The 15,484-nt window shown below is 73.1% G+C and carries 13 protein-coding genes; 2 read left to right on the forward strand and 11 right to left on the reverse strand.

Going from position 1 to position 15,484, the window contains the following annotated elements; genetic code table 11:
• Positions 1–435: 435 nt before the first annotated feature.
• The 7 genes from pheA to ABZ899_RS20305 all read right to left on the reverse strand — a co-directional run bounded on the left by pheA (position 436) and on the right by ABZ899_RS20305 (position 7,763).
• Entirely contained in the window at positions 436–1,368 is a 933-nt protein-coding gene (gene pheA, locus ABZ899_RS20275) for a prephenate dehydratase (protein WP_361347841.1), read from the reverse strand.
• Positions 1,369–1,496: 128 nt separating this feature from the next.
• Entirely contained in the window at positions 1,497–2,798 is a 1,302-nt protein-coding gene (gene efeB, locus ABZ899_RS20280) for an iron uptake transporter deferrochelatase/peroxidase subunit (RefSeq protein WP_361347844.1), read from the reverse strand.
• Between the two features lie 8 nt (positions 2,799–2,806).
• Entirely contained in the window at positions 2,807–4,771 is a 1,965-nt protein-coding gene (locus ABZ899_RS20285) for a copper resistance protein CopC (RefSeq protein ID WP_361347847.1), read from the reverse strand.
• A gap of 13 nt (positions 4,772–4,784) precedes the next feature.
• The gene (locus ABZ899_RS20290; RefSeq protein WP_361348228.1) at positions 4,785–5,189 is read right to left on the reverse strand and encodes a copper chaperone PCu(A)C; all 405 of its coding nucleotides are present in this window, start codon (positions 5,187–5,189) and stop codon (positions 4,785–4,787) included.
• A 38-nt stretch (positions 5,190–5,227) separates the two neighbouring features.
• Positions 5,228–5,881 (reverse strand): SCO family protein, encoded by a 654-nt coding sequence (locus ABZ899_RS20295; RefSeq protein WP_361347850.1) that lies wholly within the window; start codon positions 5,879–5,881, stop codon positions 5,228–5,230.
• A gap of 89 nt (positions 5,882–5,970) precedes the next feature.
• Positions 5,971–6,705 carry a YcnI family protein gene (locus tag ABZ899_RS20300; RefSeq protein ID WP_361347853.1) on the reverse strand — a complete coding sequence of 245 codons (735 nt, stop codon included), beginning with the start codon at positions 6,703–6,705 and terminating at the stop codon, positions 5,971–5,973.
• Positions 6,706–6,917: 212 nt separating this feature from the next.
• A complete protein-coding gene (locus ABZ899_RS20305) occupies positions 6,918–7,763 on the reverse strand; it encodes a hypothetical protein (RefSeq protein ID WP_361347856.1) in 846 nt (281 codons plus the stop codon).
• A gap of 222 nt (positions 7,764–7,985) precedes the next feature.
• On the opposite strand from ABZ899_RS20305, the gene ABZ899_RS20310 reads away from it, so the two are divergent.
• Positions 7,986–8,435, forward strand: coding sequence for an ATP-binding protein (locus ABZ899_RS20310; protein WP_361347859.1), 450 nt, complete (start codon positions 7,986–7,988; stop codon positions 8,433–8,435).
• A gap of 9 nt (positions 8,436–8,444) precedes the next feature.
• Here the strand turns inward: ABZ899_RS20310 and ABZ899_RS20315 are convergent, their stop codons facing one another.
• The 4 genes from ABZ899_RS20315 to ABZ899_RS20330 all read right to left on the reverse strand — a co-directional run bounded on the left by ABZ899_RS20315 (position 8,445) and on the right by ABZ899_RS20330 (position 14,271).
• Positions 8,445–9,680, reverse strand: a complete 1,236-nt coding sequence (locus ABZ899_RS20315) for an MFS transporter (RefSeq protein ID WP_361347862.1) — start codon at positions 9,678–9,680, stop codon at positions 8,445–8,447.
• Between the two features lie 54 nt (positions 9,681–9,734).
• On the reverse strand, positions 9,735–11,078 hold the full coding sequence (locus ABZ899_RS20320; protein WP_361347865.1) for a PLP-dependent aminotransferase family protein: 1,344 nt from the start codon (positions 11,076–11,078) through the stop codon (positions 9,735–9,737).
• Positions 11,079–11,155: 77 nt separating this feature from the next.
• Positions 11,156–12,613, reverse strand: a complete 1,458-nt coding sequence (locus tag ABZ899_RS20325) for an aminopeptidase P family protein (protein ID WP_361347867.1) — start codon at positions 12,611–12,613, stop codon at positions 11,156–11,158.
• Positions 12,614–12,759: 146 nt separating this feature from the next.
• Positions 12,760–14,271 (reverse strand): PP2C family protein-serine/threonine phosphatase, encoded by a 1,512-nt coding sequence (locus ABZ899_RS20330; protein ID WP_361348231.1) that lies wholly within the window; start codon positions 14,269–14,271, stop codon positions 12,760–12,762.
• Between the two features lie 502 nt (positions 14,272–14,773).
• On the opposite strand from ABZ899_RS20330, the gene ABZ899_RS20335 reads away from it, so the two are divergent.
• The gene (locus tag ABZ899_RS20335) at positions 14,774–15,433 is read left to right on the forward strand and encodes a bifunctional DNA primase/polymerase (RefSeq protein WP_361347870.1); all 660 of its coding nucleotides are present in this window, start codon (positions 14,774–14,776) and stop codon (positions 15,431–15,433) included.
• Positions 15,434–15,484 lie beyond the last annotated feature (51 nt).

The following is a 15,484-nucleotide window of genomic DNA, read 5'->3' on the forward strand; positions in this document are numbered from 1 at the left end:
GCGGGGCGGTCCGTTGACCGGATTCCCTTGCGGGCAGCGGGACTTGGAGGGTTCTTGTCCACAGGGACCGCCAGGCTCCGAAAAGTTATCCACAGGGTGTGTGGAAGAACTGTGGATGCCGGAATTGATCACTCCGTAAGATGGTGATCTTATTGAGGATTCCCAGGACAAACCCGCCCCACCCGCACCTTTGGGGGGATAGTGGTCGCCCCAAAGGGTGGCGCAAGGGGAAGGGGTGGACGAAGGGTGATGTGCGCGAAGGTGGACGCAGAAGGGCGCTGAGGACCGATTTGTCGACAGACTCACCCTTGCCTGTCGACTTGTCCCCAGGTCGAGATGCGGACCTGTGGAAAACTTCTGTGGATAACGACGATCAGCAGGTAGGACCGGCCGAGAGCAGACGGGGGCCTGCGGCCGGCTCAGGACCGGCGCCGCTCAGAACCGCCCGTCCTGGCAGCGCGCCACCCAGTCCGCCGCCGCCACGAACTCCTCGTCCGATGTCCCCAGGCGCGGCGGCTCCACGTCCGAGGGCCGCAGGTCCGCCCGCGGATACGAGCCCAGGAACCGCACCTGCAGACAGATCCGCTTCAGCCCCATCAGGGCCTCCGCGACCCGGCGGTCGGAGATGTGCCCCTCGGCGTCGATGCAGAAGCAGTAGTTGCCGATGCCCGCGCCCGTCGGACGGGACTGGAGCAGCATCAGGTTGATCCCGCGGGTGGCGAACTCGCCGAGCAGGTCCCGCAGCCCACCGGGATGGTCGTCCCGCTGCCACAGCACCACCGACGTCTTGTCCGCTCCGGTCGGCGCGGCGGGCCGGGCGGGCCGGCCGACCAGCACGAATCGGGTCTGCGCGTTCTCCGCGTCGTGGATCTCCGTCTCCAGCGCCACCAGGCCGTACCGGGCGGCGGCGAACTCACCGGCGAAGGCGGCGTCGTACTGGCCCTCCTGGACCAGACGCGCGGCGTCCGCGTTCGACGCGGCGGACTCCCAGTGGGCGTCCGGGAGGTTGTTCCTCAGCCAGTTGCGCACCTGGGGCTGCGCCGCCGGATGAGCGGAGACCGTCTTGATGTCCGACAGCTCGGTGCCCGGCCTGACCAGCAGCGCGAAGGTGATCGACAGCAGCACCTCGCGGTAGATCGTCAGCGGTGCGCCCGCGACCAGCTCGTCGAGCGTGGTCGTGATGCCGCCTTCCACGGAGTTCTCGATCGGCACGAACGCGGCCTCCGCCTCGCCGGCGCGCACGGCGTCGAGCGCGGACTGCACGGACACGTACGGGATCAGCTCCCGGGTCGCGGCCTCGGGAAGCGTGCGCAGGGCGACCTCGGTGAAGGTGCCCTCGGGGCCCAGATAGGCATAGCTCGCTGGCATGACATCACCCTAATGGGCCTGGCGAAACGGGGCGTGCGCCTTCCGGCCCCGGCCACCCGCGCGGGCGACGCGCGCACCGCCGGTCGCCGCCCCCGGCCGCCGGGGGCGACCCGGCCTCCGGCTCGTCCTCACCCCTCCAGCAGCCGCTGCCCCACGTACTCCCCCTCGGCCGCCCCGCCCGGCACCGCGAACAGTCCGCTCGCCTCGTGCCGGACGTACCGCGACAGCGCGTCGCCCCGGTCGAGCTTGCGCTGGAGGGGGACGAAGCCGCGCAGCGGGTCGGCCTGCCAGCAGATGAAGAGCAGACCGGCGTCCGGCACCCCGTCCGCGTCGATGCCGTCGTGGTAGGAGAACGGCCGGCGCAGGATCGCGGCCCCGCCGTTCTGGTCGGGCCGGGTGATGCGCGCGTGGGCGTTGAGCGGCACGACCAGGTTCCCCGCCCGGTCCGTCTTCTCCAGGTCCATCTCGGTCGTCTCGGTGCCGCCGGTCAGCGGGGCACCGTCGGCCTTGCGGCGCCCGATGACGTCCTCCTGCTCCTTGACGGAGAGCTGTTCCCAGTCGTCGAGCAGCATCCGGATGCGGCGTACGACGGCGTAGGAGCCGTTCGCCATCCACGCCGGGTCCTGCGAGCCGGACTCCGGGACGAAGATCCGCCGGTCGAAGTCGGCGTCCGCCGGCTTCGGGTTGCGGGTGCCGTCCACCTGGCCCATGAGGTTGCGTGCCGTCATGGGGTGTGCGGTGGCGCCGGGAGACCGGTTGAAGCCGTTCATCTGCCAGCGGACCCGTGCGGCCCGGCCCGCGTCCTTCTGGACGGCCCGCAGCGCGTGGAAGGCGACCAGCGCGTCGTCGGCGCCGATCTGCACCCACAGGTCGCCGTTGCCGCGTGCCTTGTCCAGTCGGTCGGAGGAGAACTCGGGCAGCGGATCAAGCGCGACCGGGCGCTGCTTCTCGAGTCCGGTCCGGGCGAAGAAGCTGTGCCCGAAACCGAAGGTGATCGTCAGGGAGGACGGTCCGGCGTCCAGGGCGACCCCCGTGTCGTCCTGCCGGGCGGCCTCACCCGCCATCAGCCGCCGGGCCGTCTCCGACCAGCGGCGCAGCAGCGCCGCCGCCTCCTTGCGCCCGGCGCCCGCCACCAGGTCGAAGGCGACGAGGTGACCGCGCGCCTGGAGTCGCTGCACGATGCCGGGCTGATGTTTCCCGTGAAACATCACCTCCCCCGCCCCGAGCGAACTGAGCGGGGCCGCCCCGGCCGGACGGGCGGCGTATCCGGTCGCCCCGCCGGCCGCGCCGAGCACCAGACCGGTCGCCCCGGCGGTCCCGAGCAGCCGGCGTCGCGAGAGCCCGCCCGTGGCCGGGCTCCCGGTGGCGCCCGCGTCAGGGGCGGCGGCGCCCGCCTGCGTGCGGGCCTGGGGGAGGGACTGGTCGGTCATGGTGGGGTTCAGCCGATCTGCGCGTTCTTGGAGACGGTCGCCTGGTCGATGTCGGAGGTGCGCACGGTCACGGCGACCTTCCATTCGCCGGCCATGGGGATCTGCACCCCGCTCGCCGACCAGTGTCCGGTGGAGATGTGGTCGGGGACGACGGGCAACGGCCCGATGTCCTGCGACTCCAGGGTGAAGGCGACCTTCACCTCGGGGACGTCGAAGGCGCGTCCGTTGGACCGCTGCACGTAGACGTGCATCTCGTTGGAGCCGGCGCGCGCGGGATCGAGGTCGATCCGCACGACGCCCTTGCCGTCCTCGCCGCCGGTGTCGAAGGACATGTCCAGGGTGAGCGCCCCGGCGGCGTTCGCCTCGGCGGTCGCGGACGAGGAGGCCGCCGCGGCCTGCTCCTCGGTACGGCCGGGCTCGGTCGACGTCAGCATCGTCGTGACGGCGAGCAACGCGACGGCGACACCCGCCTCGGCGAGCACCGAGCGGCGCAGCCCGGAGCGGTTCGGGTCGGCGTCGCGCTCCCGCTTGCGCCGGGCGGTGTCGACGGCGGCCCGCTGCCGGGCGAGTTGCGTGGCCCGTTCGGGGTCGCCGCCGACGTCGGCGGAACCGGCTCCGCAGGCATCGCCCGCCCCGGTCCCGGACGCGCCCTTCACCGCGGCGGACGTACCGGCACCGGTGGTGACGTGCTCCTTCTCGGCCTCGTCCGCCGTCACCTTCCCGGCATCCGCTTCCGCCACGCCGGACTCCGCCAGCCGTGCCGTCCACCGGCGCGAGATCCACGCGATGCCGACCAGCAGCACCACGAGCCCGATCTTGATGAGCAGCAGTTGCCCGTACCGGGTGCCGGTGAACGCCGACCACGATCCGAGCTGGCGCCACGACTGGTAGATGCCGGTCGCGACGAGCGTCAGCACGCTGCCGAACGCCAGCTGCGAGAACCGCCGTACGGCCGCCCCGTCGACGGGCGTCTCCGCGGGCGCCCGGTACAGGGCCACCAGCAGCGCGGTCAGCCCGCCCAGCCAGCCCGCGACGGCCAGCAGGTGCAGGACGTCGACCGGCATGGCCAGCCCCGGCTGGAGCCCGGTCGAGGCGTGCTCGGACATCGCCCAGCTCGCCGCGAGCCCCGCCGCCACGACGGTCCCGCCGATCGCGAGCCCGAAGGTGAGGTCCCGCTTCTCCTCGTCGTCCCGCTTGTCGTACGCCCCGAACAGCACCGCGATGAACAGCGCCGCCGCGGCGAGCAGCAGCAGCCGCGAGACGAGGGCCGCGCCGGTCTTGGTCTGGAGGACCTGCCCGAGCAGATCCAGGTCGAAGATGTCACCGACCTTCCCGCTACGGGTGTAGGAGCCCCGCATGAGCAGCAGCCCGAGCGTGGCAGCCGTCAGCGCGAGCCAGCCGGACACCACGAGCCGCTGCATCGACCGCACGGCCGTCCCGCGCCGCCAGCAGCCGAGCACGAACGCCGCGCCGCCGGCCAGGACGATGAACCCGGCGTACGACACGTACCGGCCGAAGCCGTAGAGCACGCCGACGACTCCGCCGCCCGCGCCCCGCCCGTCGACGGCGACGGAGGTCTTCGAGGGCGCGCCGATCGAGAAGGTGTAGGCCCCGGCGACGGGGTGGCTGTCCTCGGACACCACCTGGTAGGTGACGGTGTACGTGCCGTCGGGCAGGCCGCCGTGCAGCTTCACGGCGTAGGTCGTCCCGCCGGTGCCGACGGGGTCGCCGCGGTCCACGCGCCTTCCCTTGGGGTCGAGGACGCGCAAGGAGTCGTCGGACAGGGCGACCTTCTCGGAGAAGGTCAGCGAGACCTGCTGCGGGGCCTTGTCCACCACCGCCCCCTGCCGGGGGTCGCTGCCGGTCAGCGCGGCGTGCGCGGAGACCGGGCCGGCGCCGGCGAGGAGCAGACCGGTGGCGGCCAGGAGCAGCAGCACCAGCGTCCGGACCCGGGGGGCGATGGTTGACGTCAAGGCGATCTCTCCCTCAGTGTCCGGTCTTCGGGTTGTACGTCGCGGACTTCACCGGAATTCCGACCGTGACGGTGCCCGAGTCCGCGAAGTGGAGCTTCACGGTCACCTTCTCGCCCTGCTGGGGCTTCCGCTTCAGCTTTTCGAACATCAGGTGGTTGCCGCCGCTGCGGAACACGAGGGTCCCGTGCGCGGGGACCGTGAGGTCCTCGGCCTCCTGCATCGCGGAGTCGACCGTCACGTGGGCGGTCACCTCGCCGATGTCGCTGGTCACGGAGGTCAGCTTGTCCTCCGTACCGCCCGAGTTGGTCACCGTCAGGAAGCCGGCCGCCATCGAGCCGGACACCGGCTGCGGCATGTAGGAGCCGCTGACGGACAGGTCGGCCGCCGAGTCCCCGGAGCCGCAGCCCGCGAGGAGCATCGCCCCGGCCAGGATCGCGACGGGTGCGCCGCGACGGCTCACGGCCGGGCCCCCTTGATGAGCACGGGGAGGTCCTTGGTGTAGTCGTCCACCGAGGCGTCCTCGGTGTAGAGGACGTACCCGGCGTCGGTCTTCGGGGAGAACGCGACGACCTGGGTGCCGTGGGTGGAGACGACCTTGCCGTTCTTGTCCTTGTGCGGCGCCTCGATGGAGATGCCCAGGGTGCGGGCGCCGGCCTGGATGGTGTCGAAGTCGCCGGTCAGGCCGACGACCTGCGGGTCGATGCCCTTGAGCCAGGTGCCGAGCGCGGCGGCGGTGTCCCGCTCGGGGTCGGTCGTGACGAAGACGACGCGCAGTTCGTCCTGCTGGGCCTTGGGCAGCTGCTTCTTGGCCACGGCGATGTTGCTCATGGTGGTCGGGCAGACGTCGGGGCAGTTGGTGTAGCCGAAGTAGATCAGCGTCGGCCTGCCCGCCGTCTCCTTGCGCAGGTCGTACTTCTCGCCGTGGGTGTCGGTGAGGACCAGGTCCGGCTTCTCGAACGGCTTGTCGAGGACGATGGCGGCCTTGTCGGAGCCGGCCTCCTCGGAGACCACGGTCACCGGCGAGGCGCCGTCGTCACCGCCGCCGCAGGCGGTCAGGGTCAGGGTGGCGGCGGCGAGCAGGGCCGCCGCCGCGAAGGTCTTCTTACGCATGTGCAGTCTCCCGGGGGACGCCCCCGGGCCCCGGCCGGCGTGTGCGGACGGGGACCCGGGGACGACCCGAGGTATGGGTTCGGGGTGGGTCAGGCGGTGGTGCGCCGCCGGCCGGCGAGCACGCCGTAGGCCACGCCCAGCGCGCCGACGACGATGCCGACCACGCCCAGGACGCGGGCGGTGGTGTCGCTGCTGTCGGCGGGCTCGGCGGCGGACGTCTTGGCGGAGGCGGCCTCGGCGTCGTGGGAGCTCTTGCCGGCGGAGGCCGAGCCGTGGTGGCCGCCCTCCTCGGCGGCGGACAGCTGGAGCACGGGCGCCGGGTTCTCGGGCTCCTCCTGGCCCTCCTGCGGCACCTCGATCCAGCGGACGACCTCCTTGTCGGAGTACGTCTGCACCGCCTTGAAGACGAGCTGGTCGGTGTCCTCGGGGAGGGTGCCGACGGACAGGGGGAACTTCTGGAAGAAGCCGGGCTCGACGCCCTTGCCGTCCGCGGTCCAGGTGACCTTGCTGACGGCCTCGGTGATCTTCCGGCCGTGCAGCTCCAGCGGCTTGTCCAGGGTGGACTTGGTGACCTCGGCCTTCCAGCCGGGGACGGGCTGCGGCATCACGGACGCCAGCGGGTGGTCGGTCGGGAAGGTGACCTCGAGCTTGGTGGTCGAGGCGTTGTCGCGCTCGTTGGGCACCTTGAAGTCGACGACCGCGTAACCGCCCTTGGCGGCCTCGCCCTCCGGCTGCACGCTGACATGGGCGAACGCGGGCGCGGACAGGGCGAGCACGGCGGTGCCGGCGAGGGTGCCGGCGGCGGCGAGACGAGAGGCCTTCATTCGGAGCACTCCACTGTGAGTGAGATACGGGATTTCCGGGGGTGAAGAGGAGTACGCGTGCGCGGAGGTGCCCGATCACGGGGGATCGGCGCGAAACCGGTCACCGGGACCGGCGTGCCGGACCGCCCCACGGCCGGGAGACGGGCGCACGCGCGCGTGCCGCACGACGGCGGCCTCTTCGCACCCGTGGGTGGAGTAGTGGTCGCGTCGTGTCAGGCGGCGAGGCAGAGCGCGGCGGCGGCCGGCGGGCCGCGCCTGATCACGGTGTGCTGGAGGACGACGGTGCGCGGGGTGGGCAGAGCGTGTCCCTCGGCCCGCGGAGGGCGCGGGCCCGCCACGGGCGCTCCCGGCAGCCCGGCCCGCAGGGCGCGCACCAGCGCGAGCGCCCCGCGCAGGGAACGTACGAGTGCGCCTTCGGCAACCGCGTGCGCCGACAGCGCGGACATCTCGGCGATCCGCAGCACCGCCAGGTCCCCGCGCCGCAGCAGCCATCCCGCGACGAGCGCCGCGAGCAGGTGGCCGAGCAGCATCGGCAGGGACGGCAGCAGCGAGAAGGACGTCGCGTCCACGGCCGACGCCACGGAGTCCGCGTGGACGTGTGCGGCCCGCGCCCCGGCCCCCGGGCCGATCCGGGCGTCGGTGAGGATCCGCTCGGCCTGGACGGGACTGATCGCAGCGGCGGCGGTGCCGCACACGAGCCGCGCCGCCTGCTCGACGAGCGCCGCGTCGGGCACCGGTCCGGAACCGGAGGCCGCGGAGGACGCCCCGGCCGTCACCGCCCCGTGCTGTCCGAGCCCGAACAGCGTGTGCAGGACGGTCTGTCCGGCGGCGAGCAGCGCGGCCGTGCCGGGCAGCGAGCGCACCCGGCCGGTGAGCGGCACCGTGACGAGGACGACCCCCAGGAACCCGGCGCCCAGCGTCCACAGCGGGATCGCGGCGCACGAGCCGAGCGCGTGCCCGACCCCGGCCAGCACGACGCAGACCGCGGCGAAGACCGCGGCCCGCAGTACCCGGAGATCGCTTCCGGCGCGCGCTGTGCGCGGGTGGGGGGCAGACATGGCGGGCTCATCATCCCATTGGCCCTACGGCCGCCATACGGCAGGTCCGCAAGATGACATACGGCCGGAAGCTCACGTTCTGGTGTGGCCCGCCACCACATACACCGATTCATGCATAGGCGCATCGACCATATGGGCGGCATCACGTCACGGATGTGCTTACGGGCGGTCACACGCGGCAATACGTATCGGTATGTCGAGCCGCAGCCAGGAGGCTGGAGCATGAGCATCTGGTGGTCACTCCATCTGCGGCGCGACGCCGCGAGCGTGCCACTCGCCCGGCGCCTGCTCATGGGCACCATGGAGACCGCGGGGGTGGACCCCGACATCTCCTACGACCTCTCCGTCGCCCTCAGCGAGGCCTGCGCCAACGCCGTCGAGCACGGCGGCGCCCCCGCCCCGGACGGCTCGCCCCAGGCGTACCGCGTCACGGCCTACCTCGACGGCGAGCGGTGCCACATCGAGGTCGCCGACTCCGGCCCGGGCTTCACCCCGCCGCGCCGGGCCGCCCGCCCGGTCGCCTCGGACGCCGAGCACGGCCGGGGGCTGTGTCTCATCGAACAGCTCGCGGACCACGTTCAGTTCGGCAGCCTGCCGGGCCGCGGCGGGGCCGTGGTCAGCTTCGAGAAGATCCTCAAGTGGAAGAAGGACCCGGCCCTGATGCCCGCCTGAGCCACCCCGTCACGCCACCGGCACGACCGCCGGCTCCCCCGCCCGCCCGGGCTCGCGCCGGCCGAGGGCGTGCCGCGTCGCCGGACCCATCGCGTACGACGCGGCCAGCATCACCGCGCCCAGCGTCAGCCAGCCCGGGGTCCCCCAGTCCACGAGCAGCGACGTCAGCAGGAGCGGGCCGAGGGTCCGGGCGACGGTGACACCGGTCCCGAACAGGCCCTGGTACTCCCCGGTGCGCCCCTGCGGGGCCAGGTCGAACGACAGTTGCCAGGACCCCGCCGACTGCCCCATCTCGGCGATCACCTGGAGCACCGCCCCCAGCACCAGTACGCCGGCGCCGATCCACAGCGGGGCCCCCGCGCTCAGGGCGAACGCCCCGCACGCGGCGAGCATCACCCAGCCGGCCCGCCGGATCGCCCGCGTCGCCGTGGCCGGTCCCGTCACCCCGCGCGCCACCCGCACCTGGAGCGCCATCACGGCACCGGTGTTGAGCACGAACAGGGCCGAGACCATCCAGGCGGGGGCGTCGGTCCGCCGCGTGATCCACAGCGGCAGGACGAGACTGAGCAGCGGAAGCCGCAGCAGCAGCACGGTGTTGAGCAGCGCGAGCACCGCGTACGGCCGGTCGCGCAGCACCCCGAGCCCTCCGGGACGCCGGCCGGACCCGGCCCGGACGGCGGGCAGGCGCAGCAGCAGCCCCGCGCACAGCAGGAAGCTCAGCCCGTCCAGCGTGAACACCGCCAGGTACGCCGTCCGCGTCCCGGCGTGCAGCGCGAGCCCGCCGAGCCCGGCCCCCACGGCCAGACCGGCGTTGAGCGTCGACTGCAGATGGGCCAGCAGCCCCGTGCGCTCCCCGGTGGACACCAGCCCCGCGAGCAGCGCCTGGCGGGCCGCCGCGAGGCCGGACTGCGCGGCGGCGTACGCGCAGGCGACCAGGACGAACGGCAGGAACCCGCGCACGATCGTGAAGGACGCCACGGCCAGCCCCGTCGCCAGGGCCAGCAGCACCGCCGTCCCGCGCGGTCCGCGCCGGTCGGCGAGCCGGCCGAGCGGCACCCCGGCCAGCGAGCCGACCGCCCAGCCGACGGTCAGCCCGAGGCCCACGCGTGCGGGGCCGAGCCCCACGATCTGGGTGAAGTACAGCGCGGACGTCGTGTAGTAGGCGCCGTCGCCGACCGAGTTGCTCAACTGGGCCAGGGCGAGGACGCGCCGGGGACCGGCGGGCGGGAGAAGACGGGTGGTCATGACACGACCGTAGAGAGGGAGTGGGCCCGGCAGGAGGCCCATTCCAGGGGCTTCTCAGGGGCCCAATCCCTCGTCCAGAACCCGCGCCAGCACCTCCAGCGCTTCCCGGTAGGCCCCCTCGCGGGGCGTGCCGTACCCGACGACCAGCCCCTGCGGCCTGTCCGCGTCCGGTGTGTGCCAGTGGTCGCCCAGCCGTCCCACCGCGAGTCCGTGCGCCCGGGCCCGCGCCAGCACGCGCTCCTCGTCGTCGACCTCCACGAGGGCGTGCAGCCCGGCCGCGATCCCCCGCACCCGGGTGCGCGCCCCCAGCCGGTCCAGGAGCTGGTCGCGGCGCCGCCGGTAACGCAGTCGGCAGGACCGTACGTGCCGGTCGTAGGCGTGGCTGTCGATCAGCTCGGCGAGCGCCAACTGCCCCAGGGACTCGGTGTGGTGGTCGCTGTGCAGCTTGGCATCGGCCACCGCGTCCACGAGGTGCGGCGGCAGCACCATCCAGCCGAGCCGTAACGCGGGCCCGAGCGTCTTCGAGGCGGTCCCCAGATACGCCACCTGGCCCGGCGCCATGCCCTGGAGGGCGCCGACCGGCTGCCGGTCGTAGCGGAACTCCCCGTCGTAGTCGTCCTCCACGATCAGGGCGCCCCGCGTACGGGCCCACTCGGTGAGCGCCCGCCGCCGCTCCGGGTGGAGCGTCACCCCGGTCGGGTACTGGTGCGCGGGCGTCACGACGACGGCGGCGCACTCCCCGGGGACGCTCGCCCCGCGCCCGTCGACCTCCAGCGGCACCACGGCACCCCCGTGCCGCCGCACGACCTCCCGGTGGAACGGCAGCCCGGGGTCCTCCAGGGCGACCGGGCCGCCGTCGAGCACCCGGGTGAGCAGCGCCAGCCCCTGCACGTACCCGGAGGTGATCACGATGCGCTCCGGGGGAGCGACCACACCGCGGGCCCGGCCGAGGTAGCCCGACAGCGCGGTCCGCAGCTCGATCCGCCCGCGCGGGTCGCCGTAGTCGTAGGCGAGGGAGGGCGCCCTCGTGACCGCCGAGCGCAGCGCACGCAGCCAGGCCGCCGCCGGGAACGCCCCGACGTCCGGGCTGCCGGGCCGCAGGTCGAACCGCGGCGCGGGCGCCGGCGCGCGGGCCCCGGCAGGCCCCGCCTCGACGGGTGGCAGCGCGGCGACCCGCGTGCCCGAGCCCTGGCGGGCGGTCAGATATCCCTCGGCGACGAGCTGGTCGTAGGCGGCCTTCACGGTGTTCCGCGAGACACCGAGCTCCCAGGCGAGCTGCCGGGTGGCGGGCAGCCGCTCCCCGGGCGCGAGCCGCCCGTCCCGCACGGCGCCGCGCAGGGCACGCTCCAGCCCCGCCCGGCGCCCCTCGCCCGCGGCGAACGCGAGATGCAGGTCCAACCCCCACCCCCAGCGGCGACGACGGCCGGGCACCCCGCGGGGCACCCGGCCGTCCTGTGTCCGTCCGCCTCCGGACCTCAGCCCTTGAGCGCGGCCATCCAGCTCTCGACCTCGTCCGACCGCCGCGGCAGCCCGGCGCTCAGGTTCCGGTTGCCGTCGGCGGTGACGAGGATGTCGTCCTCGATCCGCACGCCGATCCCGCGGTACTCCTCCGGCACGGTCAGGTCGTCGGCCTGGAAGTACAGGCCCGGCTCGACGGTCAGCACCATGCCGGGCTCCAGCGTGCCGTCGACGTACGACTCCACGCGCGCGGCGGCGCAGTCGTGCACGTCCATGCCGAGCATGTGCCCGGTGCCGTGCAGCGTCCAGCGGCGCTGCAGCCCGAGCTCGAGCACCCGCTCGACCGGGCCCTCGACGAGCCCCCACTCGACCAGCCGCTCGGTCAGAACCCGCTGTGCGGCGTCGTGGAAGTCGCGGTACTTCGCGCCCGGCTTCACGGCCGCGATACCGGCTTCCTGGGCGTCGTACACGGCGTCGTAGATCTTCTTCTGGATCTCGGTGTACGTGCCGTCGACGGGCAGCGTCCGCGTGACGTCGGCGGTGTAGTACGTGTGCGTCTCGACACCCGCGTCCAGCAGCAGCAGGTCGCCGGAGCGCACGGGTCCGTCGTTGCGCACCCAGTGCAGTGTGCAGGCGTGCGGGCCGGCGGCGCAGATGGAGCCGTAGCCGACGTCGTTGCCCTCGACGCGCGCGCGGAGGAAGAACGTTCCCTCGATGTAGCGCTCGGAGGTCGCCTCGGCCTTGTCGAGGACCCTCACGACGTCCTCGAAGCCGCGCACGGTGGAGTCGACGGCCTTCTGCAGCTCGCCGATCTCGAAGTCGTCCTTGACCAGCCGCGCCTCGGACAGGAAGACCCGCAGCTCCGCGTCCCGCTCGGCGGTGACCTTGTCGGTCAGCGCGGCCTCGATGCCGGCGTCGTACCCGCGCACGAGCCGGACCGGGCCGGTGGCCTCGCGCAGCTTCTCGGGCAGCTCGCGCACGTCGGAGGCGGGGATGCCGTACAGCTTCTCCGCCTCGGTGAGGGAGTGCCGCCGGCCGACCCACAGCTCGCCCTGGCCGGAGAGCCAGAACTCGCCGTTCTCGCGGTCGGAGCGCGGCAGGAGGTAGATCGTGGCCTCGTGGCCGTCGGTGACGGGCTCGAGGACGAGCACGCCGTCCTCGGTCTGGTTGCCGGTGAGGTACGCGTACTCGACGGAGGCCCGGAAGGGGTACTCCGTGTCGTTGGAGCGCGTCTTCAGGTTGCCCGCCGGGATCACCAGGCGCTCGCCGGGGAACCGCTCGGACAACGCCGCGCGGCGGGCGGCGGTCTCGGCGGCCTGCGGGATCGGCTCGAGGTCGTGCAGCTCGGTGTCGGCCCAGCCGGACTTCATGTTCTCGGCGAGCTCGTCGGACACGCCCGGGTACAGGCCGTTCTTGCGCTGCTTGATCGGCTCTTCCGTCTCTTCCGGGGTCTCCGGGGTGAGCTCGTCGGCCACGGTCATCCTCCTCGATACGGCATTCGACCCCGTCCATCGTACGGTCGCGGCCGCCCGGTCCGGAGAGTGCGGGACGAGCCGTCCGCCGCTGCTATGGCGCAGGCCACGCGCCTGTTATGGGGCGGTCACCGAGGGCCCGCGGGACGTCACGCGAAGCGAGCGGCCAGCAGGACGACGTCCTCGTCGCTGTCGGTGTGGTCCAGCCCCTCGGGCAGCACGGTCTGCAGCACGTGGTCGGCGACCGCCTCCGGGTCCTGCCGCATCGCCCTGGGCACCCTGGCGGCCGCCGAGTGCAGCCGGGCGAAGGCGCGGTCGGTGGGGTCGCCGGTACGGTGCAGCAGCCCGTCGGTGTAGAGCAGCACCGTCTCCCCGGCCTCCACGGTCAGCTCCACGCTGGGCGCCTCCCAGCAGGCCAGCATCCCGAGCGGCGCGGACACGGACGTCTCCACGAACTCCGTGCGCCGCTCCCCGATGAGCAGCGGCGGGCTGTGGCCCGCGCCGGCCAGCGTGATCTTGCGCAGGGCGGGCTCGCAGTAGGCGAACAGCGCGGTCGCGGACCGGGCCGGCTCGGTGAGCCGCAGCAGGAGCTCCAGGTCGGACAGGACCGCCACCGGGTCCTCGCCCTCCATGACGGCGTACGCCCGCAGGCTGGCCCGGAGCCGGCCCATCGCGGCGACGGCGCTCGGGCCCGACCCGGTCACCGAGCCGACCGCGAGACCCAGCGCGGCGTCCGGCAGCGGCAGCGCGTCGTACCAGTCACCGCCGCCACGCGGCCCGGTGCCGTGCCGCACGGCGAGCTGCACGCCGGCCGTCCGGGGCAGCCGGGCGGGCAGCAGTTCCTCGGTCATGGTCCGCATGGCCGCGCGGGTGCGTTCGAGCTCGACGAGCCGGGCCAGGTGCGCGGCCGCGGACCGGGTGTAGAGGCCGACGAGGTGGCGCTGGCGCTCGCCCGGTTCGGCGGGCTCGTCGTACAGCCAGACGGCGGCGCCGAGGCGCGCGGCGCCCTCGGTCGACAGCGGCAGGGCGTAGCTGGCGGCGTAGCCGAGGCGGGCCGCGACCTCGCGGTGGCGCGGGTCCAGTCCGTCCCCGGAGAGCAGGTCGGGCTCGGTGATCTCGCCGTCGCCGCCGGGCAGCCCGTCGAGGATCCGCCCGTACGCCGTCGCGCTGCGCGGCACGGTCTCGATGTGCCCGAGGTCGGCGCGGGCGAGACCCAGGCCGATGGTGGTGTCGGGCCCCTGTCCGTCACCCGGTTCCAGGACGACGAGACCGCGCCGGGCGCCCACGAGGGCGGCTCCGGCGCGCAGCAGTTCCTGGAGGGCTTCGTCGAGCGTGCCGGTGCTGACCAGGCGCTCGGTGAGTTCGTGCAGGGTGGTCAGGTCCGACACCCAGCCGGCGAGACGGTCCTGGAGCAGTGTGCCCGGCGCGTGCGGTGAGGCGACCGCCGTGGCCTCCGGGGCTGCGGGTGTGGGCGGGACAGTGTGTGCGGGTGAGGGAACCGTTGAATCGATTCCGGCCACTTTCGGAGGGTGAGGGGCGTTCATGGCGTCCGGCTTTCCGACCGGTGCGTACTGCTCAAAAGCATCGCAAACCCCCATGTCATTCTGCGCCGCCGGCAGTGTCTCCACATGTACACGCACTCGTGAGGGGATGTCCAGCATTGTCCTGCGGGGATTCCTGGTGTCCATGGGAAGCGTGCGCATTCCGCGTACACCTCTTGCGCCAAGGCGAAGTTGGCTTGAAACTGCCTCAGTGAACGGGGTATTGCGGTCGACTGGTTTCACTCCACGGAGCGTCACAGCGGTCGTGATGGGTACGTAATCGGTGAAGACCAGGGGTGGTTGACGACCACCCGGAACCTGGTGACGGAGCCGAGCGTCCTAGCCACCGACGATCGTGCCCCATCCTCCCGTGGCGGAGGCGAAGAGAAATACGCGCGACGCAAAACGCCAGACTTCGCCACCCCACGCCATGCCCATGCTTCTGGTAGACGCAGTATGGGCGCGGCCGCCACGGATGCAGTCCACGTTCGGCCCATAGGGGTGTCCCTTGCCCGGAGCAGGGATGTGATGCGCCAACAGGTACGCACAGTGAAGTGATCGACACATGGTGTGATGTGGTCCTCGGTGTTGCCAGCGGTGCAACGGAAAGGAACGAGCGCTCATGCGCGAGATCCTCGGAAGGCGACGCAGGCTCCTGCGCGGCGACGGGAAGTCTGAGCTGATCAGCGCGGCCCTGACCTTCGCGACGCAATGGCGATGGCCCGTGCTCCCGGGCGTGACGGCACCTCCGCAGGGGCGTGCCCGCTGCGGCTGTCCCGACCCCGAGTGCACGGTCCCCGGAGCCCATCCCTTCGACCCCGGCCTCCTCGCGGCCACCACCGACGAGCGCATGGTGCGCTGGTGGTGGGCCAACCGGCCGACGGCGCCGATCATCCTCGCCACCGGCGGGAGCGCGCCCTGCGCGGTCAGCCTGCCCGCCCTGCCGGCCGCCCACGCCCTGGCCGCGCTCGACCGGATGGGCATGCGGCTCGGCCCGGTCGTCGCCTCGCCGGCCCGCTGGTCGATCCTGGTGAAGCCGTACTCGATGGAACAGCTCGGCGAGCTGCTGTACGCCAAGGACTTCGTCCCCGGCTCGCTGCGCTTCCACGGCGAGGGCGGCTATCTCGCCCTGCCGCCCTCCGAGACGGGGCAGGGGCCGATCACCTGGCAGCGCGCCCCCCTGCCCGGCTCCGCCTCGCCGTGGGTGCCCGACGTGGAGGCCGTGGTCGACGCGGTCGTGGAGGCCCTCACTCGTACGGGTGTGAGCGCGCCCGAGTTGTAGGGCTGTCCGGCGCGCGCGGACCGCGCACGGGCGACTGATCGTTAGATTCCG

It is taken from the genome of Streptomyces sp. NPDC046859, assembly GCF_040645135.1.
In the GTDB taxonomy this organism is placed as follows: domain Bacteria; phylum Actinomycetota; class Actinomycetes; order Streptomycetales; family Streptomycetaceae; genus Streptomyces.